This window comes from Pseudomonas sp. G11 (genome assembly GCF_029457515.1).
Lineage (GTDB): Bacteria > Pseudomonadota > Gammaproteobacteria > Pseudomonadales > Pseudomonadaceae > Aquipseudomonas > Aquipseudomonas gorinensis.
The window spans coordinates 4,840,433-4,863,368 of record NZ_CP120377.1; the positions used below are offsets into that span (position 1 = coordinate 4,840,433).

Annotated in this window: 19 protein-coding genes and 1 pseudogene; 9 read left to right on the plus strand and 11 right to left on the minus strand. The window is 60.3% G+C overall.

Annotated features, from left to right (window positions below; genetic code table 11):
* Positions 1–31 precede the first annotated feature (31 nt).
* On the minus strand, positions 32–916 hold the full coding sequence (locus P2T68_RS22200) for an NAD(P)/FAD-dependent oxidoreductase (protein WP_277378282.1): 885 nt from the start codon (positions 914–916) through the stop codon (positions 32–34).
* Between the two features lie 143 nt (positions 917–1,059).
* On the opposite strand from P2T68_RS22200, the gene P2T68_RS22205 reads away from it, so the two are divergent.
* Entirely contained in the window at positions 1,060–1,497 is a 438-nt protein-coding gene (locus P2T68_RS22205) for an Rrf2 family transcriptional regulator (protein WP_024074931.1), read from the plus strand.
* Between the two features lie 5 nt (positions 1,498–1,502).
* Here P2T68_RS22205 and P2T68_RS22210 read toward each other — a convergent pair whose 3' ends face one another.
* The 5 genes from P2T68_RS22210 to P2T68_RS22230 all read right to left on the minus strand — a co-directional run bounded on the left by P2T68_RS22210 (position 1,503) and on the right by P2T68_RS22230 (position 7,728).
* On the minus strand, positions 1,503–2,948 hold the full coding sequence (locus P2T68_RS22210) for a mechanosensitive ion channel family protein (RefSeq protein WP_024074930.1): 1,446 nt from the start codon (positions 2,946–2,948) through the stop codon (positions 1,503–1,505).
* 124 nt (positions 2,949–3,072) lie between these two features.
* A complete protein-coding gene (locus tag P2T68_RS22215; RefSeq protein ID WP_168233551.1) occupies positions 3,073–3,933 on the minus strand; it encodes a pirin family protein in 861 nt (286 codons plus the stop codon).
* 746 nt (positions 3,934–4,679) lie between these two features.
* Entirely contained in the window at positions 4,680–5,909 is a 1,230-nt protein-coding gene (locus tag P2T68_RS22220; RefSeq protein WP_024074927.1) for a M20/M25/M40 family metallo-hydrolase, read from the minus strand.
* 47 nt (positions 5,910–5,956) lie between these two features.
* Positions 5,957–7,015 carry a diguanylate cyclase gene (locus P2T68_RS22225; protein WP_277378283.1) on the minus strand — a complete coding sequence of 353 codons (1,059 nt, stop codon included), beginning with the start codon at positions 7,013–7,015 and terminating at the stop codon, positions 5,957–5,959.
* Positions 7,016–7,086: 71 nt separating this feature from the next.
* Positions 7,087–7,728, minus strand: a complete 642-nt coding sequence (locus P2T68_RS22230; protein WP_277378284.1) for a LysE family translocator — start codon at positions 7,726–7,728, stop codon at positions 7,087–7,089.
* A gap of 144 nt (positions 7,729–7,872) precedes the next feature.
* On the opposite strand from P2T68_RS22230, the gene P2T68_RS22235 reads away from it, so the two are divergent.
* On the plus strand, positions 7,873–9,273 hold the full coding sequence (locus P2T68_RS22235) for a PLP-dependent aminotransferase family protein (RefSeq protein ID WP_069076423.1): 1,401 nt from the start codon (positions 7,873–7,875) through the stop codon (positions 9,271–9,273).
* A gap of 20 nt (positions 9,274–9,293) precedes the next feature.
* Here P2T68_RS22235 and P2T68_RS22240 read toward each other — a convergent pair.
* Positions 9,294–9,740 (minus strand): annotated as a pseudogene (locus P2T68_RS22240) (thioredoxin family protein); the annotation flags it as partial.
* A gap of 320 nt (positions 9,741–10,060) precedes the next feature.
* Between P2T68_RS22240 and P2T68_RS22245 the strand changes: the two are divergent.
* The 7 genes from P2T68_RS22245 (at position 10,061) to P2T68_RS22275 (ending at position 17,461) form a co-directional block, all read left to right on the plus strand.
* Positions 10,061–10,801, plus strand: a complete 741-nt coding sequence (locus tag P2T68_RS22245; protein ID WP_069076425.1) for a response regulator — start codon at positions 10,061–10,063, stop codon at positions 10,799–10,801.
* On the plus strand, positions 10,798–12,129 hold the full coding sequence (locus P2T68_RS22250; protein WP_102624859.1) for a HAMP domain-containing sensor histidine kinase: 1,332 nt from the start codon (positions 10,798–10,800) through the stop codon (positions 12,127–12,129). Before P2T68_RS22245 ends, P2T68_RS22250 begins: the two co-directional genes overlap by 4 nt.
* A gap of 297 nt (positions 12,130–12,426) precedes the next feature.
* Positions 12,427–13,155, plus strand: coding sequence for a winged helix-turn-helix domain-containing protein (locus P2T68_RS22255; protein ID WP_024074920.1), 729 nt, complete (start codon positions 12,427–12,429; stop codon positions 13,153–13,155).
* Complete coding sequence (locus P2T68_RS22260; protein WP_069076427.1) at positions 13,148–13,903, plus strand: hypothetical protein; 756 nt, start codon at positions 13,148–13,150, stop codon at positions 13,901–13,903. Before P2T68_RS22255 ends, P2T68_RS22260 begins: the two co-directional genes overlap by 8 nt.
* Before the next feature lie 31 nt (positions 13,904–13,934).
* A complete protein-coding gene (locus P2T68_RS22265) occupies positions 13,935–14,618 on the plus strand; it encodes a winged helix-turn-helix domain-containing protein (protein WP_024074918.1) in 684 nt (227 codons plus the stop codon).
* A gap of 366 nt (positions 14,619–14,984) precedes the next feature.
* Positions 14,985–15,962, plus strand: coding sequence for an IS5 family transposase (locus P2T68_RS22270; protein WP_033902000.1), 978 nt, complete (start codon positions 14,985–14,987; stop codon positions 15,960–15,962).
* Between the two features lie 152 nt (positions 15,963–16,114).
* Positions 16,115–17,461 carry an undecaprenyl-phosphate glucose phosphotransferase gene (locus P2T68_RS22275; protein WP_024074917.1) on the plus strand — a complete coding sequence of 449 codons (1,347 nt, stop codon included), beginning with the start codon at positions 16,115–16,117 and terminating at the stop codon, positions 17,459–17,461.
* Between the two features lie 784 nt (positions 17,462–18,245).
* Here the strand turns inward: P2T68_RS22275 and P2T68_RS22280 are convergent.
* Genes P2T68_RS22280 through P2T68_RS22295 form a run of 4 tightly spaced genes read right to left on the minus strand, consistent with a single transcriptional unit; the run spans position 18,246 to position 22,867 of the window.
* A complete protein-coding gene (locus P2T68_RS22280) occupies positions 18,246–20,321 on the minus strand; it encodes a YjbH domain-containing protein (RefSeq protein WP_277378286.1) in 2,076 nt (691 codons plus the stop codon).
* Entirely contained in the window at positions 20,318–21,085 is a 768-nt protein-coding gene (locus P2T68_RS22285; RefSeq protein WP_024074915.1) for a capsule biosynthesis GfcC family protein, read from the minus strand. The genes P2T68_RS22280 and P2T68_RS22285 overlap by 4 nt, the downstream gene beginning before the upstream one ends.
* Positions 21,082–21,741 (minus strand): YjbF family lipoprotein, encoded by a 660-nt coding sequence (locus tag P2T68_RS22290; RefSeq protein ID WP_277378287.1) that lies wholly within the window; start codon positions 21,739–21,741, stop codon positions 21,082–21,084. Before P2T68_RS22290 ends, P2T68_RS22285 begins: the two co-directional genes overlap by 4 nt.
* A 13-nt stretch (positions 21,742–21,754) precedes the next feature.
* Positions 21,755–22,867 (minus strand): polysaccharide biosynthesis/export family protein, encoded by a 1,113-nt coding sequence (locus tag P2T68_RS22295; RefSeq protein ID WP_069076455.1) that lies wholly within the window; start codon positions 22,865–22,867, stop codon positions 21,755–21,757.
* Positions 22,868–22,936 lie beyond the last annotated feature (69 nt).

Genomic DNA, 22,936 nt, shown 5'->3' on the forward strand with positions numbered 1-22,936 from the left:
ATGCCCGCGAAAAGTGACAGCCCGAGTGGCGTCAACCGTTGATCAACGAGAAGTGCGCGCCCACCCCGGCGCGCACGCCCTCGGCCACCGCCAACGCCACGGAACCGGCGGCCAGTGACGCATCGCCACAGGCAAACACGCCGGCCACGGAGGTCTGGCGGGTTTCGTCAGTGTGCAGGTAAGGACCGGTGGGGCCGTCGACGCGCCCGCAGCCCAGTTGTTCGGCCAACGGGCTGAGCCGGGTCCGCGACATTGTGAACACCCCATCCAACTGCACGATTCGGCCGTCAGCCAGTTCCAGGTCGGCACGCTCACCGCTGATGCGCGTCACGGCTGCGCTTTCCACGCTGACACCGCGCCGGTCCAACTGCGCCTGTTGCTCGGCATTCGGTGTGAACACGCCATTGGTGAACAAGGTGGTGCTGCCCCAGTCCGGCAACATCAGGGCATGGTGCATCGCCAGCGGCGAGGTGGCCAACACGCCGATGCGCCCTTGGCCCAGCTCATAGCCATGGCAATAAGGGCAATGGAACACCCGCTTGCCCCAGCGCTCCTGCAAGCCGTCAATGCCGGGCAATTCATCCACCACCCCGGTGGCCAGGATCAGCCGCTTGGCCTGGAACTGCCCATTGCATTGGGTGCGCACGCTGAAACCGCCCTGCTCCGCCCCCGCCTGGACCACGCTGTCCTGCACCCAGGTGACCGTCGGGTACTCCATCAACTGGCTGCGACCTTCGGCGGCGATAATCCCGGGCGCCTGGCCGTCCTGGCCGAGAAAGCCGTGGGAGGTCGCCGCAAACCGATTGCGCCGCAGCCCCGCATCAATCACCAGCACCTTGCGCCGCGCCCGCGCCAGTTGCAGGCCCGCTGACAGGCCGGCGTAGCTGCCGCCCACGATAATGACGTCGTGCATCATGGAAGTGACCCCGTGTTGGCGCGCGCGGTGGTCCGTGCGCTTTCACGACACACCATAAGTTACGTAAAAATACCGCGTCAAGTGTCTCGCAACTTTTTAGGTTACGAACGATACTCCCGACCGAATCGACTTGAGGGTTTTTGATGAGAAATGACACCCGCCTCTCGCGCATGCTGCATGTGCTGATCCATATGGGCCGCCATGAAGCGCGCGCCACCTCGGAGACCATCGCGCAGATGCTCGGCACCAACCCGGTGGTGGTGCGACGCACGCTGGGGCTGCTCAAGGAAAAGGGCTATGTGCGTTCGGAAAAAGGCCATCAGGGTGGCTGGACCCTGGGCAAGCCCTTGAGTGAAATCACCTTGCTGGATATTCACAACGCGCTGGGCACGCCGTCGATCTTTGCCATCGGCCTATCCACCGATCACCCGCAATGCCTGGTGGAGCAGGCGGTAAACGCGGCGCTGACCGACGCGTTCGACCAGGCCCAGGCCTTGTTGCTGGCGCGCTTGGGCGATGTGACATTGGCGCAACTGGCAGATGACTTTGACGAGCGCTACCGCATCGCCATGGCGCCCTGATCGCGTTATAACCCGCGCTTGCGCAACCACTGCAGGAACCCCTTCTTCGCCGGCACCACCGGCGACTCCTGGGTCATGACCTGCGCAGCATGGATGCGGAAATCCAGCAGTGCTTTCATCGCTTCGCCGATGTCATGCCGCGCATCCAGGCACGGCTTGAGGTATTCCTTTTCGATACGGTACAGGGTGCAGAAGGTCTTGGCGGAGAAGTCCGCCGGGGTGGCCTCGTCGGACAAGATCCCGGCTTCGCCAATCACTTCCCCCGGCCCCATGCGCCCGGCCTCGAACTTGTGCCCGCCCTTGACCAGCATCACCGAGACCACGCCGGATTCCACGATAAACAAATGGTCGCTGACCTCCCCCGCCGGCAGGATCATTTCACCGGCACGGTAGCTGTGCAGGGTCATGTTCTGGCTGAAGGTGTCTTTCTCTTCCTGGCGCAACGTGGAGAAAATCGACGAGCGTTCCAGCAACGCCCGCGCACCGGACACCGCCGGCGGCGCGCTGCTTTCAGTGGCGGACAACAGCCCCACGCCCGCCGCCTGCAAATGCCGGAATGCCAGGTCATACAGCTGGTTGCGCACCTCGCGCTTGAGCGGCATGGCCGGCACGAACCCGCTGATTTCGTACTCCACGCCCCCACTGGCCGAGGTCTTGAACGCCACGCTCGGCGCGGGCTTGGCCAGCAGCGGCCGGCAACCTTGCATCGCGCGCTCCAGCGCCTCGATCACCGTTTGCGGGCGCGCATGGGGGCTGACTTGCAGGCATACCGACAAGCCGAACATATCCGCCGGGCGCGAAAAGTTGATGATCTTGGCCTTGGCCGCCAGGGAGTTGGGAATCACCGCCATGCTGCCCTGGGAGGTTTGCAGCCGCGTGGCGCGCCAATCGATGTCAGTGACACGGCCTTCGGTGCCGTCGATGGAGATCCAGTCATCCAGCTGGTAGGGCTTGGTGGTATTGAGCACGATCCCGGAAAACACATCACTCAAGGTGCTTTGCAAGGCCAGGCCGACAATGATCGCCACCGCGCCGGAAGTCGCCAGCACGCCCTTGACCGGGAGGTCGAGCACATAGGCCATGGCGGCGATGATCGCGATCAAGAAGATCACCGCGCCCATCAAGTCCTGCAACAACCGCCCGGTATGCCCGACGCGCTGCATCATCAAGGTGCCGAGCAACACCGTGAGGGTCCGCGCGGCGAACAGCCACCAGCCGATCTGCAACGCGGTGGCCGCCAGGTGCAAGGCCGTGTTGTCGGCATAAGGCGCCAACTGCATGGGGTTCATGCCGTCGTTGAACAGCACGGCGCTGAATACCGCGAAGATCACCAGCCGCGCCGCCAGCTTCCAGTTGGCCAGGTTGGCGGAAATCAGGCGCCATACGGCGATGTCGATAAAGATCAGCGCCAGCGCGCATAACATCGGGTGATCAGCGATAAATGAGGGCATCCAGGCGACTCCAGGGTGAATGACGGGAAGATCGCATGAAATGGGGATGCGGGGTATAGCGCAGAACAAAATGTGGGGGCGAGCACGCTCGCTCCCACATCAGGTTTGGCGTCACCTTTCAGTGCTACATCCGCCCGAACTTGCCCGATTGGAAATCGGCAAACGCCTGGTGAATCTCCTGCTCGGTGTTCATCACAAAGGGACCATGCCCAACGATCGGCTCGTCGATGGGTTCGCCACTGAGCAGCAGCACCTTGGCGTCGTCATTGGCCTCCAGAGTCAGTTGGGTACCGTCACGCTCGAACACTGCCAATTGCCCCTGGCGCGCAAGCTCTTGGCCATTGACCAGCACCGTACCGCGCAGGATCACCAGGGCGGTATTGCGTCCGGCATGCAGGTCCAGGCTGACCGCCTTGCCAGCATGCAGGCGCAGGTCCCACACATCGATGGGCGTGAAAGTGCGCGCCGGGCCTTGGGTGCCCGCGAACTCACCGGCGATCAGGCGCAATTGCCCGGCCTGGTTGGCCAACGGCAACAGCGGAATATCACCGTCGAGAATCGTCTGGTAGCCGGCGTCGGCCATCTTGTCCTTGGCTGGCAGGTTGACCCACAGTTGCACCATCTCCAGTGCCCCGCCGCTGCGGGCGAAGGCTTCAGAGTGGAATTCCTCGTGGAGGATGCCCTTGGCGGCGGTCATCCATTGCACGTCGCCCGGGCCGATCTTGCCGCCGGCACCGGTGGAATCACGGTGTTCGACTTCGCCGTCATACACGATGGTCACGGTTTCAAAACCGCGATGCGGGTGTTGGCCGACGCCGCGACGTTGCTCAGTGGGGGTGAAATCGGCCGGGCCGGCGTGGTCCAGTAACAGGAATGGGCTGATGTGTTTGCCCAGGGTGTCGTAGGAAAACAACGTGCGCACCGGAAAGCCATCGCCGACCCAATGGGTGCGGGGGCTGGTATAGATGCCGATCAGTTTCTTCATGGTGGTCCTCCAAAGTGCCTACACCATAAGTCGGCATAAGCTGGAGTACTAGCCGGTGAAAGCAGCTTGGTTCGTTCTACGTATAGGACAATCCGCTGACCCGGCGCTCACGTGCCAATGGGGAAGCCCTATACGCCGCCAACACCTGGCACGCTTGGCCCCGCCCAATCGGCGCGCTACTGCCGTCACGTAAATAGCTCAACGACAAGCCGCCAAACCCCATCCCCCTCTTAGCCAACCGTTGGCATTGTCACGCTCATCACCACAATCCGCCGCGTGATATTGCGCAGGGCTCAGGTGAAACCGACGGTCTGCATCGCGCGTCGGGAAGGCGCCGGGGCATCCGACAGGGAAATAGTCCGAGGGCTGGTCATCCCTGGCCTATGTGCTGATTGGCGGAGTCCTGGTGGGCACCGTGTTGACCCTGTTGTTTTTGCCGGCGCTGTGCAGCCTGGTGCTGGGGCGGGAGAAGCAGATAAGTGTCGAAACCTCCCACTTGACGGCCGGATAGCCTTCCGGGACACCGCTCTCCAAGGCTATACCGCCCCCCTGTGGCGAGCGAGCTTGCTCGCGTTGGGCCGCGAAGCGGCCCCAGTCCAGGCGATGGGGATGTTCAGGTCAATCGCGTTGTTTGCTTCAGGGCTGCTGCGCAGCCCAACGCAAGCAAGCTCACTCGCCACAAAGGGAGATGCGATCATCGGCTAAGAGGGGCTCACCCACACTGAACGGATGAGCGCCTATCCCGGTCAGCGCTTTGAAAGCTCCATGATCATCCGGCTCAGCAAGTAGACCCGCGGCGCGACACTTTCCACTTCCGCATATTCTTCAGGCGTATGAATGTTGCCGCCGACAATCCCAAAGCCATCCAACGTCGGTGTCCCGACCCCGGCCGACAAACTCGCATCCGCCGCGCCACCACTGCCTTCAATCGTCAACTGTTTGCCCAATTCCGCATAAATGCCTTGGGCAATCGCCACCAACTTGTCTGACTCCGGTGTCTGCGGCATCGGTGGCAAGCCGCGTTGCAAACTGGTCTTCACTTGCGTCTCGGGAATCAACTTGTTGGCCGATACCCGCGCCAGATCTTTTTCGATCCGATCGAACTCTTCGGGTAACGCCGCACGCACGTCGGCCTTGGCGATGGCTTGATCGGGGATGACATTAGTGCGATCCCCGGCCTTGATCACAGTGAAGTTGATGGTGGTTTTCTTCTCTTCATCCCCCAGCTTGCCCAGTTGCAGGATCTGGTGCGCGGCTTCCATGGCGGCGTTGCGCCCCAGTTCCGGAGCGACGCCGGCGTGGGCGGCCTTGCCTTTGACTTCGACCACCGCGGTGGCGCTGCCTTTGCGCCATACCACCAGGCCGTCCGCCGGCCGGCCGGGCTCCAGGTTCAGGGTGACGTCGTGGGCCTTGGCGGTATTGCGGATCAGCTCGGAGGCGGCGTCGGAGCCGGTTTCTTCGCTGGCGTCGAGCAGGAAGGTGATTTGCGCATAGTCCTTGAAGCCTTGGTTTTTCAGGACCTTGAGTGCGTAGATACCGGCGACGATGCCGCCCTTGTCATCCATCACGCCGGGGCCATAAGCGCGGCCGTCCTTGATGTGGAACGGGCGCTCGGCAGCGGAGCCTTCCTTGAATACGGTGTCCATGTGGGCCATCAGCAGGATCCTGGCCTTGCCGGTGCCCTTGAGGGTGGCAATCACATGGCTGCTGTTGGCGGCCGCATCCGGCACGCGCTCGATACTGAAGCCCAACTGCTGGAGTTCATCGACGGCAATGTCACTGACCTGGGTCAGGCCCGGCCCGTAGCCGGAGCCCGAGTCGATATTCACCAGGCGCTCGAGCAGTTTCAGGGCGTCGGCCTTGTACTGTTCGGCGTCTGCCTGGATCTGTTTATGGGGTTCGGCGCTGTAGGCCGGGAGCGTGAAGGACAAGGCCAGGGTCGCGGCCAGAAGGGTACGGGGGAAGGTAAAAAGCATGCAACGGTCCTTGTTTTTATAGGGAGATCACGCCACACCCTACCCCACTAGACCGACCGCAACCAAGCCCCCTGCACCGCACTGACGCAGTTGCGCCCGCTGCTCTTGGCTTCGTACAACGCCAGGTCAGCGTCATTGAGCCAACTGGTGGAGTCGGCATGCGTGAGTTGATAAGGGGCCAGGCCGATGCTCAAGCTGGCGCGCAAGGTCGGGTCCTGGGCGTAGGCCAGCGCGTTGAAGCGATCACGCAGGGCGTCCATCACTTCGGTGGCACGGTTGAGCGGCATGCCCGGCAGAATCACGCAGAACTCATCACCGCCGTAGCGCCCGGCCAGGTCGGCGACACGCAGGTTCTGGCGCAGCACCTTGCTGAGCTGGCGCAGGACGATATCGCCAGTGACATGGCCGTAGGTGTCGTTGATCACCTTGAAATGATCGATGTCGATCAACGCAATGGCCGCGCCCTGCTGCTCGCGCCGGCAGCGCTGAAACTCGATTTCCAGATGGTCCTTCCAGGCGCCGTGGTTGAGCAGGCCAGACAGGCTGTCGGTGCGGCTCAGGGCCAGCAGTTCGCGCTTATGCCGTGCAAGGTTCAAGGCCTGGCGGTAGCAGACCCAGCCCAGGGCCAGCGGGTAAAGCATGAGGATCGGCAGGCACGCATAGAGCTGTGCCGGCGTGGTCAAGGCAATGAACGCGGGCGTGAATATCAGCAGTGATACGCCAACCCCCAGCCCCTGTGCCACCCAGCCCATCAGCATGAAACGCGGGCCGCCGATGGCGACGTTGTTCATGGTCATCATCGACAGGGTGGTGACGCTGGGCAGCGGGTTGAAGTGCATGGCACCAACCCAGAAGCCGCCGCAAAAGGAGTCGAACAGAAGGTTGCGGCGTTCACTGCGCAGGGCCTGGGGCGCGCGCAATGTAGACTGAAAGGCCAGGTGCGGCCATACGAAGGCGTTGAGGATCATCCAGACCCACACCCATAGGGGCGGGTTCACTGGATACATGCCAAACGCCACGCACACAAAGCCGAGCGTCAGCCCCAGGGTGCGGGATTTATACAAGCGTGTAGCGAGCGGAAATCCCTTTCCTCCGGCGGCCGGCATGCTCTGATGATCCTATATGAATGCCTGGAGTCTATCAGGGCGGCGGCAATACGCCACTACCGCTTATAAGCTTACAGCCCTTCCGGGGAAAAACCCCGCGCCAGCATCAACGCCACCCCCAGCAACAGCGCGGCCGTGACCCGTTGTAACAGCACCCGCCGCCGGGGGTTTTCCAGCACGTGCCGGATACGCTGGCCGAAATAGCAGTACAGGCAACCGCTGGCACATTGCAGCAGCAGGAAGGTCAGCCCGAGGATGGCGATGTCCGTCGTCGAGCGGTGCCCCCCTGCCCCGGCGAATTGTGGGAACACGGCGCTGAACATAATGAGGGTCTTGGGGTTGGAAAACCCCGTCAGCAAGCCCTTGCCGAACAGGCCGCGCGCGCCCTCGACACTGCCGGCGGTGTCGATTGGCAGGCCGCTGCTGGTCCACTGCTTGTAGGCCAGGTAGAGGATATAGGCCACACCGACAATCTGGATGCCCTGGGTAATCGCCAGGTTGCCCTTGATCAGTTCGGAAAACCCCACGGCAAAGATCAGGATCGAGATCAGGTACGACACGCTGGCACCGACCTGCGCCGGGATCGAATTGCGCAACCCGCCCTTCAAGCCCAGGCTCAGCAGCAACAGGGTCATGGGGCCTGGGCTGAACGTCAGGGTGGTGCAAAACAGCAGAAAGTAGAGAAACGAAGATAGCGTCAATGCGCTCGTCATGGCCCTGGCTCCTGGGATCAGACAGCCGCAGATGGGCCGGATGCCGCGCAGTCTAGGACAGCGGCATTGCGCAAGGCAGGTAAAGTAATGCCTAATTCGCCCAAACTTCACCGGTAAAATGACCGGCAAAGACAAGGAAGCCTTATGTTGGTAACCCCCATCGCTTTTGTCGACGGCACCCCCAAGGTGCAGCAGATTGTCGACGCGTTCAGCCAGTCCATCGAGCAAGGCGAATGGGCACCCGGCAGCAAATTGCCGTCGGTACGTGAGTTGACCGAGACCCTGGGCGTCAGCAAATTCACCCTCAACGAAGCGCTGGATCGCCTGCGCGGGCGCAACCTGCTGACGTCCAGCCAAGGCCGCGGTTTCTTCGTGGCGATGGACACCGCCCGCCCCGCCTCGGCGGCCTGGGTCGACCTGCTGCCCCAGGACCTGCTCAGTGTGTTGCGACGGCCCTTGGTCAGCGCCGGCAGCGACCTGCGCCCCGGCAGCGGCCACTTACCGGAAAGCTGGCTGGACAGCGAGGCGATTCGCCAGGCGATGCGCAGCGTCGTACGTGCGCCATCGCTGCGTATCGCCGGGCTGGGCACGCCGGCCGGGCTGTTGCCGTTGCGCCAGGCGCTGCAACATAAGCTGCACGGCGAGGGCTTGTCGGTACCGGTGGAGCAAATCATCACCACCCCCAACACCGTGCAAGGCCTGGACATGCTGATGCGCCTGCTCGCGCGCCCCGGCGACACGGTGCTGCTGGACGCACCGTGCTACTTCAACTTCCACGCCAACCTGGCCCTGCACGGGGTCAAGGTGTTGACGATCCAACGTCGTCCCGACGGTTTCGACTTCGCCGCCCTCGAACAGCTGCTGGCCGAGCACCGCCCCAGCCTGTACCTGACCACCAGCGTGCTGCACAACCCCACCGGGCATTCCTTCAGCCCTGGCCAGGCGTTTCGCCTGCTGCAACTGACCCAGCGCTACCACTGCCATATCATCGAGGATGACCTCTACGGCGACCTTCACCCCAACCCGCCGCCCCGCCTGGCCGCCCTCGCCGGGCTCGACCAGGTCACCTACCTGTCAGGCTTCTCCAAGATCCTCAGCGCCAACACCCGCGTCAGCTACGTGGTGGCGGCGCCACAATTGGCGGCGAACCTGACCCACATGAAGTTGATGAGCGGCGGCGTGACCTCCGAGCTGTTCGAGCAGATCGTCTACCGCATGCTCAGCGAAGGCAGCTACGCCAAACATCGCAAGCGCATGGTGCAGCGCCTGACGGAGGCCGGTGGGCGGGTGGAGCAATGGCTCAAGCGGTGTGGCTGTGAACTGCCGATGGGGTATGAAGGCGGGATGTTCATCTGGGCGCGCCTGCCCGCCGGTGTGGACGGCGAGCGCTTGGCCCAGGTCGCATTGAAGCAAGGCATGGTGCTGGCGCCCGGCGCACTATTCGGCTACGACCCGGCCCATCGCGACTCGATGCGCTTCAATGTCGCCCACAGTGACGAAGCGCAGGTGCGGCAGCTGTTCGAGGCGCTGCTGCTCAAGGCGTGACGCGCCCCAACCGTGCCAGGTGCAGCCGGATGCAACGCCCTGGCTTCCTCCAACAGCGTCTGGATCACCTGCTCCTGCTCGTCATAACGGCCCTCTCCCCAATGGCTGTAGCGCCTTTTGCCGGTGGCGTCGAAGAAGTAATGGGCCGGCCAGGCCTGGTTGTCGAACGCCTGCCAGATCCTGAAGTCGTTATCGATAGCCACCGGGTACCCGATCCCCAGTTTCGTCACCTGCTGACGCACGTTATCCAGCACTTTTTCGTGGTCGTACTCGGGGGTGTGCACGCCGATCACCACCAGGCCGTCCTTGGCGTACTTGTTCGCCCACTGGTTCACGTACGGCAAGCTGCGCTGGCAGTTGATGCAGTCGTAGGTCCAGAAATCCACCAACACCACTTTGCCCTTCAGCGCGGCCGCATCAAGCGGCGCTGAGTTGAGCCAGGCCACGGCACCGTCCAGGGACGGCATGGTCGGGTTGGACTGGCTGAAAGGCTCGGCGTCGACGGCTTTGGGCAGCAAGTAACATAAGGCAGCGGCCAGGGCCAGGCTCGCGAATAAACAGCAGATGGTCCGGGTCTTCATCACAGCGTCCTCGGCAGGTGTTCGATGACGTCCATTGAGCCTGCGCAAGGTATCCGGATTGTGTCGAAAAAAGCCCGCAGTATCGGTATTTTAGCCTCACCGTGTATCTGCTTATCGCCAGATACACTGGCATACAAAGGGCACAAGGCAAGGCACCGGGCAGTGACTAGACTGCGCAGCAATAATGACTGCTTGAGGAAAACTGCATGGACCACGTCGATCACATCCTGATCGTGGATGACGACCGGGAGATCCGCGAACTGCTCGGTCATTACCTGAAGAAAAACGGCATGCGCACCAGCGTGGTCGGCGACGGTCGCCAGATGCGCAGCTTCCTCGACACCACCCCGGTGGACCTGATCGTGCTGGATATCATGATGCCCGGCGACGATGGCTTGCAGCTGTGCCGGGAACTGCGGGTCGGCAAGCACAAGGGCACGCCGGTGCTGATGCTCACCGCGCGCAACGATGAAACCGACCGCATCATCGGCCTGGAAATGGGCGCGGATGATTACCTGGTCAAACCCTTCGCCGCACGCGAGCTGCTGGCCCGGATCAACGCGGTGCTGCGCCGCACGCGCATGCTGCCGCCGAACCTGGTGGTCAGCGAAACCGGGCGCCTGATCCGTTTCGGGCGCTGGCGCCTGGACACCACCGCGCGCCATCTGCTCGATACCGACGACACCCAGGTGGCCCTGAGCGGCGCGGAATATCGCCTGCTGCGCGTGTTCCTGGATCACCCGCAACGGGTACTCAGCCGCGACCAGTTGCTCAACCTGACCCAGGGTCGCGACGCGGACCTATACGACCGCTCCATCGACCTGCTGGTCAGCCGCCTGCGCCAGCGCCTGCTGGATGATGCCCGCGAACCGGCCTATATCAAGACCGTGCGCAGCGAGGGTTATGTATTCTCCCTGCCGGTGGAAATCCTCGGGGCCGGACAATGAAGTGGCGCCTCGGCTGGCCACGCACGCTGGCGTCGCAGTTGTCGCTGATCTTTCTGGTCAGCCTGGTGTGTGCCCATGGCCTGTCCTTCAGTGCGCAGTTCTACGAGCGCTATATCAGCGCGCGCACCACGATGCTGGATAACCTGGAAAACGATGTGGCCACCTCGGTGGCAATCCTCGACCGCCTGCCCGCCAATGAGCGCGCCAGCTGGCTGCCGCGCCTGGACCGGCAGAACTATCGCTACCTGCTCAATGCCGGCGAAAGCGGCGAGCCGATGAACAGTGATGACATACCAATGGCGGCCGCGTCGATCAGGCATGCCCTGGGCGAGCATTACCCCCTGACCTTTCGCACGATCCCCGGCCTACAGAAACACTTTCAGGCGCACCTGACGCTGGCTGATGGCAACCCGATCACCCTCGACGTACGCCCCGCCGCCCCGCCCGTTGCACACTGGTTGCCGGTGGTGCTGGTCCTGCAACTGGCGCTGCTGCTCGGCTGTACCTGGGCGGCCGTGCGCCTGGCCATCCGCCCGCTGACCCGTCTGGCCCGCGCCGTGGAAACCCTCGACCCGAACGCCCACCCGACGCCCCTGGACGAAACCGGCCCCACCGAAGTCGCCCACGCCGCGGTCGCGTTCAATGCCATGCAGCAACGCATTGCCGAGTACCTCAAGGAACGCATGCAGATCCTTGCGGCGATTTCCCACGACCTGCAAACCCCCATCACCCGCATGAAACTGCGCGCCGAACTCATGGAAGACTCCACCGACCGCGACAAACTGTGGAGCGACCTCGGCGAAATGGAGCATCTGGTGCGCGAAGGCGTGGCCTACGCGCGCAGCGTGCACGGCGCCAGCGAGGCCAGTGCACGTATCAACCTCGACGCATTCCTCGACAGCCTGGTGTTTGACTATCAGGACATGAACAAGCGCGTCAGCCTGTCTGGCAGAAGCGCTCGGGTCTTCGACACCCGCCCCCACGCACTGCGCCGCGTGCTGGTCAACCTGGTGGACAACGCGCTGAAATTTGCCGGCAGCGCCGAGCTGGAAGTGGGCGCTACGGCGACGGGCGAACTGTCGATCAAGGTGCTGGACCGCGGCCCCGGGATTGCCGAGGGTGAACTGACGCAAGTGCTGCAGCCGTTTTACCGGGTGGAAAACTCACGCAATCGTGGCACCGGCGGCACGGGGCTGGGGTTGGCAATTGCGCAACAACTGGTGGTGGCGATTGGCGGGACGCTGACCTTGAGCAATCGTCTGGGCGGCGGGTTGTGTGCCGAGATTCGCCTGGGTCGGCCAGTCAGTCGGCCGCGCAAAGACTTATAGTGCGAAGGGGCTTGGTCGACACCTCACGATCCTCCACATATGACAAATACTAAACTGCCATCACGGACAAAGACCGCTTCACCTAAATTACTTATCACGCATTAAAAAACTGCACTAGCATATGTCTACAGCTGCACAAATACCCTCGCAACACCCCCCGCTCACCGCGTTCACTCCTATAGAATAAACGGACGAATGTTAAAATTTGTCACGTTTTGCCGTAATCAATTCGATTAGTATCTAAACGCTAGCAGCGATTGAACTGTCGGCCTTGCATGCCGGAAAAGGGAGTAGGTGATGCATTTTTCCAACGTCCTCGCTATTGCACGGACTCCGTCTAAAACCGAGGATTTTAGAGCGCTTATAGTTCGCACTGTACCGAATGATTTAAAAGTCGATACACGTAGCTACGGCCAACTAGTTGACTCACTGGATGACCCCGTCAATTACCGCGCCATCATTATAGAAATCGATACGCCCTCTGCCAGCCATCAAACTCTGGACATCATAAAGAAGACACGAACCCAACATCCGGGTTGCATCATATGTGTCGTGGTGACATTTGCGTCCACCCAGAGCAAGACCAAATACTATTTGGCCGGCGCCGATTACTGCATCAAAGTAGTCGAAACTTCCCCCGAGAAAAAACTCGATTTAGTCGATGCGTTTCTGAATGAAACGTATCGGTCGGATTCTTGCGAACTGATCCTCGACCAGGACCGCATGTGCATTTACGGCGGCGGCCAAAAGTTAGAGATCTCCTTCGTTGAAATGAAGGTACTCGAAGCACTGATTCATAAGCGACTGCTCAGTCATGACGAAATCGCCGCGGTCATGGGGCTCAATACCAAGTTCTACGATTCCCGCGCCCTGGAAAAATCCATCAGCCGCCTGCGCAGCAAGATCAAGGCGCAATATGGCGAAAACATCATTCAGAATATTCGAGGCTACGGCTATAAATTAAGCCGCGGGATTATTTCTGCCAACCATCTGCACCCTGTCAAGGAGAGGTCGAATCGTGAATAGCGAGAAAATATCACCTGCAGGCATTGCCGAGTTCAAGTTCCTGAGGCAGGCGATAGTTGAACGAAACTGCACGCTATGGGGAAGTGAAACTCGCGTCGACAGCACGACCAACTTGCTCACTCATGCGCATGAGCTGCATCCGATGTGCCGCGAACAACTGCAATGTGCCTATCGTGAGGCCCTGCAACTGTTGACGCCACGTTCAACGAACGCAACCCGAAAACTACCAGCGGCTTCGCGTTACCCGGCCATGCATAAGTTCCTGCGCATTGACCAATCGGCACTGATGTGCCCAGACATGCTCAAGCAGTTAATCCAAACTTCCGATACGTTGGAGCAGTACAAACAGCAACTCGTCATCAGCGTAGAAAACCCCTTGGACGCATTGCCAAGTCCAGTGGAGCGCAGGGCCATGGTGCGCCAGCTTTATACCCTGAAAGACCGCAGCGGTATCAAACTTGCCTACAACAACTACAAACTCGATACAAAGCCGGCTGACCTGCTGATAGAACTCAAGCTCTATGACTATATAAAAATGCCCTTTCCGGACACGGCCATCCGCTTGAGCCTAAATACGCACTCCGACCTGTTCAATCGGCTCTACGACCGTATGCTAGAGCTGATAAGCGTCACGCGAGTGTCATTTATCGCGGACCAGGTTGAATTTTCCGACAGTGCCATGCTCGCCAAACACCTGCCTTTTAATTACTTTCAGGGCGGTTATTACTCGCCCGCTGAAAGTTTATAGTTTTCTCCCCCCACTGATAACGGTGAACACGATGAGCTCACTCAAAAAGCACGCCTTCTCGCCCGCACCTGTGCCTATTGCGCTTCAGGATTTTGCACCCAACGTCGAGTTGACCTATCGCGACCACACTTATACTTTACGGGACAATACCGTGAGGGCCACGCTAACGTCTGCGGTGATCGACACTCCGTTGCATCACAACCACTACTTCACCCCACCGACAAGTCACTACATTGTCATTGATAAACTCAACTTCTCAACTACCCCGTCAACACCGTGTCTGCAGGCTGCTGCACAACCGTCCAGTGACAGCCACTTAAAATCTCAACTTACCAATACTAAGACACATCGCAATCTCCAGGAAAACAACGCTGACTTCACCGCGCTGCACACGCCGGACTTTTGGTTACTGACACAACAGGATCGGATACTGGTTAAAGGTGGCCTGCGTATTTCATTAACCACGATTGAATCGGCGCTGATCAAGAAGATGCTCCACCATGAAGAACGGGTGGTCAGCAAAGAGGAACTGATCCGCAACATCGGGCGCGAACCTGAACTGTATCGCGGTCTGGAAATGTGCCTTAGCCGCCTCCAGGAAAAATTCAAACGGGTTAACGACGGCGAGCGCTTGTTTCGTTCAGTGCGAAATCGAGGCTATTGTTTGACGCAGAAGATAAAAAAATCACTGGAGCTCACCACGCAACGCCACTAAAACAAAAATAATACACTTACACAATAATCACCCTGCCACCCACCACCCTATTAAAACTGCCTTTTTATAACAACCCCCTCCTCGTCATACAGCTACTAGATACTGCCATGACCCTGTTATAAGTCGTCAGCTATTGCTCCCTACCGTTGATTACTATCCCTTTGTGCGCCTCTGCGCGCCTGTCGTTTGGTGGTTATTAACGCCACGTGTCGCTTAACTCTGCCACCACGAGTGGTCACCACTGGGAGCAGTAGCATGCTGAATAACCAAAGAATGCATCGTCATCTAACACCTAAGGAAACTCTGAAAAAGACTTCCAAATCTGGTGAGATACGGCTGTCCCACGAACTGAACGGTTGAGCCCCGATGAAGCAAATGTCTTTCGCTGATGCCGAGTACGCAGGCAAACGTAAGCAGACCCGCCGTGAGCGTTTCCTGATTGAGATGGATCAGGTCGTGCCCTGGAAAGGCCTGATTGCGTTGATCGAGCCGCATTATCCGAAGGGTGAAGGCGGTCGTCCGGCGTATCCGTTGATGGCCATGCTGCGGGTTCATCTGATGCAAAACTGGTTCGGCTACAGCGATCCGGCGATGGAAGAGTCCCTCTACGAAACCACGATTCTGCGCCAGTTTGCCGGGCTGCATTTGGATCGGATTCCGGATGAAACCACGATCCTCAACTTCCGCCGGCTGTTGGAAAAACATGAGCTGGCCGGTGGGATTTTGCAGGTCATCAACGGCTATTTGGGCGACCGAGGTTTGCTGCTGCGTCAGGGAACTGTGGTCGATGCGACGATCATTCATGCGCCCAGTTCGACCAAGAACAAGGACGGTAAACGCGACCCCGAAATGCACCAGACAAAGAAAGGAAATCAGTACTATTTCGGGATGAAATCGCACATCGGTGTCGATGTTGAATCCGGTCTGGTACATAGCGTGGTGGGCACGGCGGCGAATGTGGCGGACGTGACTCAGGTCGATCAGTTGCTGCATGGCGAGGAAACTTACGTCTCTGGCGATGCCGGTTACACCGGCGTGGAGAAGCGTGCGGAGCATCAACATCGCCAGATGATCTGGTCGATCGCAGCGCGCCCCAGCAGCTATAAGAAGCATGCAAAAAAGAGCCTGATCGGTCGCATGCGCCGCAAAATCGAATACGCGAAAGCTCAAGTCCGGGCCAAGGTTGAGCATCCATTCAGGGTGATCAAGCGCCAGTTTGGTTATACGAAAGTCCGCTTCCGAGGCTTGGTGAAAAACACCGCGCAGCAGACCACACTGTTTGCCTTATCGAACCTGTGGATGATGCGAAAACGACTGTTGAATGCAGGCGAGGTGCGCCTGTGATGTGGACAATGAGCCCTGAAAAGGTGCTATTCCGCAAAAAACAGTGAACTGACAGGAGGAAAGGTCTGATTTTCGATTAAGTCGGTGTTTTTTGAACCTCAGACAGCGAGGCCGTTAAAAACGGCTGCTTACTTCAGACCTTCCCTAAAGGCTTGACCTTCTGGGGGCAATGGACACTGGCCTCCAGCCTGGTCGTGGCATTACTATTTGCATTGGTTGTTTTAAAGACCGGCCAACTTGACTATTACTATCGGGCATTGGCCGCTTTTACGATACTTGCCTCTCTACCGGCGTATATGTTGTGCGATGTGTACAGCAAGAAAGATGATTATGGCGTGGGCCTGGGGCGGCTCTTCATGGGCTGGCTGCTAACACTGATTATTTTATTAGCCGTGGGCATCGCCTGTAATGCCGGGGCACTGTTCCCCCTGGAGATCCTGTTACTGTGGGCCGCCACCAGCTACGCGCTACTAGCATTATGCTATATCCCTATTCATAGTCTTTCCCGTTATTACCACAACCAACTTCACGAGCGGCATAAATCGCTGATCGTCGGTACAGGCAAGCTCGCCGCAGACCTGGCCACCACCCTGTCCCGGCGTAAACGCTCGCCCCTGGTTGGCTTGGTCGGCGCCCGCGACACCGCTGCGCCGCAGCTGCAGTCGCAGATACTCGGCGAGCTGCCGGACCTGCCGCAGTTGATTCGCCAGCACGGTATCCGTCGGCTCTACATCACCCATTCACTGCAGGAAGCCACGCATATCGAGGCGTTGTACATCAACCTGTTGGACATCAGCGTGGATGTGATCTGGGTGCCCGACCTCAATAACATGCTGCTGCTCAACCACTGCGTCGCCGAGGTGGATGGCTTGCCGGCGATTTTCCTCAATGAAAGCCCACTGACCAGCCGCCCGACCGCGGCCCTGAGCAAGTCGCTGCTGGACAAGAGCCTGGCATTGCTGGCGATCATCCTGCTAAGCCCGTTGTTGTTACTGTTCGCCGTGCTGATCAAGCTCACCTCTCCCGGCCCGGTGATTTTCAAACAGGACCGGCACGGCTGGAACGGCCAGGTGATCAAGGTGTGGAAATTCCGCTCGATGCGTGTGCATGACGACAAGGAAGTGCGCCAGGCCAGTCGCAACGATTCGCGCATCACCCCGGTGGGCCGCTTCATTCGCCGCACCTCCATCGATGAACTGCCGCAATTGTTCAACGTATTGCAGGGGCACATGGCGTTGGTCGGCCCACGCCCCCATGCGGTGGCGCACAACGACTACTACTCCGGGAAGATTCACGCGTACATGGCACGCCATCGCATCAAGCCCGGTATCACCGGCCTGGCACAGATCAATGGTTGCCGCGGGGAAACGGAGACCCTGGAGAAGATGCAAAAACGCGTCGATATCGACCTGCGCTACATCAACAACTGGTCACTGTGGCTGGACATCAAGATCCTGCTGAAAACGCCGTTTACGCTGCTGTCCAAAGACATCTACTAGATCACTGTGGCGAGCGGGCTTGCCCGTTAAGGCTTTTTGTAGGAGCGAGCTTGCTCGCGAAGAACTCAGAGGCGCTGCGTTCATTCAGGAAGCACGCGTTATCGTTAACGTTTTTCGCGAGCAAGCTCGCTCCTACAGAAGCCGATTAGGGCTTGCCCTCATGCCATTCAGTTAAAGCTTTTTTGTAGGAGCGAGCTTGCTCGCGAAGAACTCACAGGCGCCGCGTTCATTCAGGAAACACGCGTTATCGTTGACGTTTTTCGCGAGCAAGCTCGCTCCTACAGAAGCCGATTAGGGCTTGCCCTCATGCCGTTCAGTTAAGGCTTTTTTGTAGGAGCGAGCTTGCTCGCGAAGAACTCACAGGCGCCGCGTTCATTCAGGAAGCACGCGTTATCGTTGACGTTTTTCGCGAGCAAGCTCGCTCCTACAGAAGCCGATTAGGGCTTGCCCTCATGCCATTCAGTTAAAGCTTTTTTGTAGGAGCGAGCTTGCTCGCGAAGAACTCACAGGCACCGCGTTCATTCAGGAAGCACGCGTTATCGTTAACGTTTTTCGCGAGCAAGCTCGCTCCTACAGAAGGCGATTAGGGCTTGCCCTCATGCCGTTCAGTTAAGGCTTTTTTGTAGGAGCGAGCTTGCTCGCGAAGAACTCACAGGCGCCGCGTTCATTCAGGAAGCACGCGTTATCGTTAACGTTTTTCGCGAGCAAGCTCGCTCCTACAGAAGGCGATGTACGCTTGCCTGAACGGCATGAGGGCAAGCCCGCTCGCCACAAGGGCTACTGCCTACTCAGTGATCTTCTCGAAGTTCTTGTAGAACAGGTCACTGTCACGCCCATCGGTCATCGAATGCAGTGAGTACGCGCGGTTGAGTCGCGCACCGCCATCACGCGTCAGCGGTGCCCACACCAGGTTGGCGCGGCGCAGGGTCGACAGGCTCATCAACTCATCGAAGGGAATCGACAGGTACAGGCCCTTGTCGAAACTGCCTTCACCGTAGGCTTCCTTGGAGGCCGTGGTCCGCGTGACCCACGCGCCAATACGCACGCCATTGTTGAATTGCCGCGACAGGTCAAGGGTCGCGCCCCAATCCCGCGCCAGGTAGCGGCCGACACTCAGTGCGCCCTGGGTGTTGAACGGCAAGTCGGTGTAGCCGGTGATATGGCCGGTGAGCGTGCGGTAGTCGCGCAGGCTGAAGTCCTGCTCGAACCCGCGCTGGCGCACATAGTTCAGGTCAGCCCCCAGCGCCCAGCGCTGGCCCATCGGCCGGTACAGCACTTCACTGCCGACACCGGCATACATCGACTCCAGCAAACCACCGTAGACCATGCCGTAGAGGTCCTGGTCCAACTGCACCGCACGGTTGAGCTGAAAGGTCGGCAAGGTCACATCGGACGTGGTCATGTACTTGCGCAGATCGGTACGTACCCGTGGCAAGCCACTGGGCGCGTCGTAGGTGAAGCCATCGTAGTTGTTCAGCAGGTTGACGCTGAGCAAGCCGCTCCACCAGGTGTTGCGGGTGAAACGGTACTCGGCGTCGAGGTCGGCGGAAACCTGGTAGAGCAAGCCATCCGGGCCGCCGACGTTCTGCTTGTAGCCCAGCCCGGCGCCGTAGCTCAGGGGGTTGGCGGATTGGGTGTAGAGCACCGTCTGGTTGTGCGCGCTGGCACGATTGACTTCGGTCTGGCGGTGCAGGTCCTGCAAGTCCTCGCGGTTGGCGACCACCTCACGAAACGTCTCGCGAGGCACGCTGGTTTCTTCGATCGGCATCGCGTACCGCTCGCTGACCAGGGTGAACCAGCTGATCTGGTCATTGACACTGTTGTCGAGGATACGACTGGCGCGGCCCACGGCCTTGGCGCCATGGAAATAGCGCTGTTGCTCGCCATACACCAGCAACTCCGGCCCGCGCTGGGCGATGCGTTGGACGCTATAGCCGGCATTGTCCTGCAAGCGCTTGGACACTGCCGCCCAATCCACCTGGTCCATGGACGTGGTCGGTGCCTGCGCGGGCAGTGGCGGCGGCGGTGGGTCATACGTCTTGACCGGTGCCTTGCGGCTGACGAAGTTGGTGTGCAGGGTAATCCCGAACATGGCGGTGTTGCCCCGCTCCCAGGCGGCACTCAGGTCGATGGAGTCGGCGACCTTGAAGACCAGGCCAAGGTTGATCGGCGAGTCCTGGCGCTGGTTGTTATCGCGCGGCTCGTGCTGGTAGTCATTGCCCTCGTATTCAAGCTTGAGGCTCAGCGGCGCCCAGGGTGTCTGGTAGGCGACGCCTCCAAACAGCGCCGGCCGGCCGCGAAAATATCCGTTGGAAAAACTGCCGGAGCCTTCGGCCGTGGGTCGCTGGTTGAAACGATCATCCAGCGCGCCCAACGGGTTGCCCAAATCGCCACGGCTGCCCATGTAGCCCCAGGCAATACCGGCACTGAAATCCACATCGCCATAGCGCTTGTTGGCCACCAGGTACTCGCTGGAAAACAGCCCCGTACCGCCCAAGTCCATCATCCCCAACGCGACCTGAGGCAGCCAGTGGCTCTCCTCATACAGGCGCACTTTGGCATCGACGGCCTTGTCCTTGTAGCTCTGGCCGCCACTGAACGACTCAGGGCCATAGGGGCGGTTGGTGATCGCGGTGTAGCGGAAGGTGCCTTCAAGCCAGTCCAGCGGCTGCGCCGAAAAACTGTAGCGGCTGTAGGGGTCGGTGCGGCTGGCATTCACGCTGAGTTCGCCAACCGGGGCCATGCGTGCGGTGGGGGTTTGCAGCAGCCCGACGCCGCCGAAGTCATTCTGGGTGTAACGGGGTTCGCCATGCGCGACGCCACAGGGCACCAGCAGCACGGCCGCAATACATAATTTCAAGGCGTGACCTCGGCCAGGGGTTGGGTGGCGAGAAACTCGGCCAGTTGCTGGTTCAACTCGGGGGTGGGCGGCTCCAGGTCGTCGCTGCGCAACGGCACCAGCACGGTGCTGCCCGGTGCCGGCGCGGCGCCCTCCTCGCGGTTCCATGGGGCAATGCCCAGGCGGGTGACGTGGCCGTCGGGCTGGATCAGCCACAGGTAGTCGCGATCGGCGCCCGCCACGGGCGGGCATTCATCCAGGTAATCACGGGCCTGGCGCTGCGCCTGGAAGGCCACCGTGCATGACGCCGCGACGGCGCCGAGGATGCGCACGCTTGCGGGCCTGGGTGGATAGATCAACTGGTCGCCATCGTTGACGCGCGGGTTGGGCGCAAAGCCGACTTCCACCGCCACCGGGTCCAGCACCGCGACTTGCCGGCCGGTCACCGGCAGTGCCTGCACCTGCTGATAAAGGCGCGCCGCCTGAACGGCGCGGTTCTCGCGCCCGGCGTCCAACGCGGCGTTGCGCAATGTCTGAAGGTCAAACAGCACACCGGCCTTGAGGCGTGCCTGGCGTTCCAGCAACGGCCGGCGCAGCCAGGCCGCACCCAGCCAGTAGCCCTCGGCATCCGGCTGCGACGCGATGATCACGTCGAGCAAGCGGGCCTCGGGAGCCAAGGGGATCGGCCCCGGATGAAGCACTTGACCGCTGACGGTCATGGCGGCCTGGCACGCGCCGGCACAGCTCCACGCCAGCGCCAGCACCCAGCGTCTACGGCAGCTCATCGGGCCTCCTTGCGTGCGGGTTGCAATTGGGTGATTTTCAAGGTGAGGCGCGGGCTGAGGTGTTGTTCGCTTTGCACGATAAAACCGTCACGGGGGTCGACCCAGTAACGGTTGCGCGCCCGAAAGCCCAGGGCGGCGGCTTCGATGTCTTCATCCACGCGCAGCAAGGTGTAGGGTTTGTCGAGGATATCGACGGTCTCCAGGCCCTCGCGGGTCAGGCGGCTGGTGACGCTGATGCCGACGCGATAACCGTCCACCAGGTCGATCCGCCGCGTACTGCGATAGCCATCCGGCACGCGGTGCAGGCCCTGTTGGAAGGGCGACGGGCCGTCCCAGTGCGTGCCGTCCAGGTCAGTGCCCAGGCCTACGGTGCGCACCACCAGGCCGTCGCGCAGCAACAGCACCTGCTTGCCGGACGCGACCCAGAATTGCAGGTCGCCGCGCTGGCGAATCATCGCCATCACCCCTTCGCTGGACACCGTCTTCACCAGGATCTGGGGAAACGGCACGGCGTCCACCTGGGCCTGGGTCAGCTCCAGGGGCGAAGGCCCCGAGACCGCCGCCTTGAAGGTGTCGAGCGAGGCCTGCATCAGCGGATTGCAGCCACACAATAGCCACGTCAGGCCCACGTAAATACCGATCTTCAGACTGTTCACGCAGGTTCCACCCTTATCGGCTGCTGGCTTCGCTCAGGTTGTTCTGGGCGGAAGCGCCGATGCCGATGATCGAGGCGGACGGCACCAACTGGCTGATAAAGCGGTTCCAGCGCGTGATATTGGCCGGGCCCACAAACACCACGTCCTGGGGCTGCACATCAAAGCGCGTGGCCAGGGCCATGGCTGAGGGTGAGGCGGCTTCCAGCTGGAACACCTTGGCCGGCTCCACATCCAGGTTCTGCGCGCCACGGATCACGTAGATGGCATCGGCGTTGGAGGTGTTCTGGTTGACCCCGCCCACCGAACCCAGCACGTCGGAGAGGTTCATGCTGCGTGTCTTGAAGCTCAGCGCACGGGGCTGCATGACTTCGCCCATCACATAGATGCGCTTGCGATCGTTGAACGCCAGGTACAACTGGTCGCCGTCCTTGAGGTAGATATCGTTCAAGCGCGACTGTTGCAGGTTGAGCGTATCCAGGTCGAGGGTGTAGCGCTCGCTGCCACGGGTGAGCGTAAGGTTCGACAGATCGGCATTGATCGGGTCGATACCCGCGGCGCCGATGGCCTCCATGACGTTCATCGAGGTGGTGGTGATCGGCACCGGGCCGGCCTTGATTACGGCGCCAGTGATCACCACTTTCTGGCTGGCAAAGCGCAGCACACTGATGTCCACCTGTGGGCTGTCGATGTATTGACGCAGCTTGTTGGTGATTTCCGTACGCAAGGATTCGAGGGTTCGCCCCTTGGCAACCACTTCGCCCACATAGGGGTAAAACAGCTTGCCGTCGGGGTTGACCAGCCGGCCGTTGGCATCGATCTGCTGTTGCGGGCCGGACGGCGCGGTGAGTTCCGGGTGATCCCACACGGTGATATACAACACATCATTGGCGCCGATCAGATACGGCCCGGGTTTATAACTGAGCAGTGCGTCGGGAACCGAATAAGACACTTGCGTCGCCGCGTCCATGGCCAATAACTTCGGGGTAATCGGGATCAACTCCACCCGACTGTTTTCAGCTGCACCGTCCTGGGTCATGGACTCGGTATCCATATATTGACCGGGCGCAAACATACAGCCTTGCAACAAAGCGGCCGCCACAGCCGCCACAGAAAAAATACGCATCATAGTGCTAATACACTCACGATAAACGACAAGAAAAAAAGACCACTTGGGCGGGGAGTCCAAGCGGTCTCA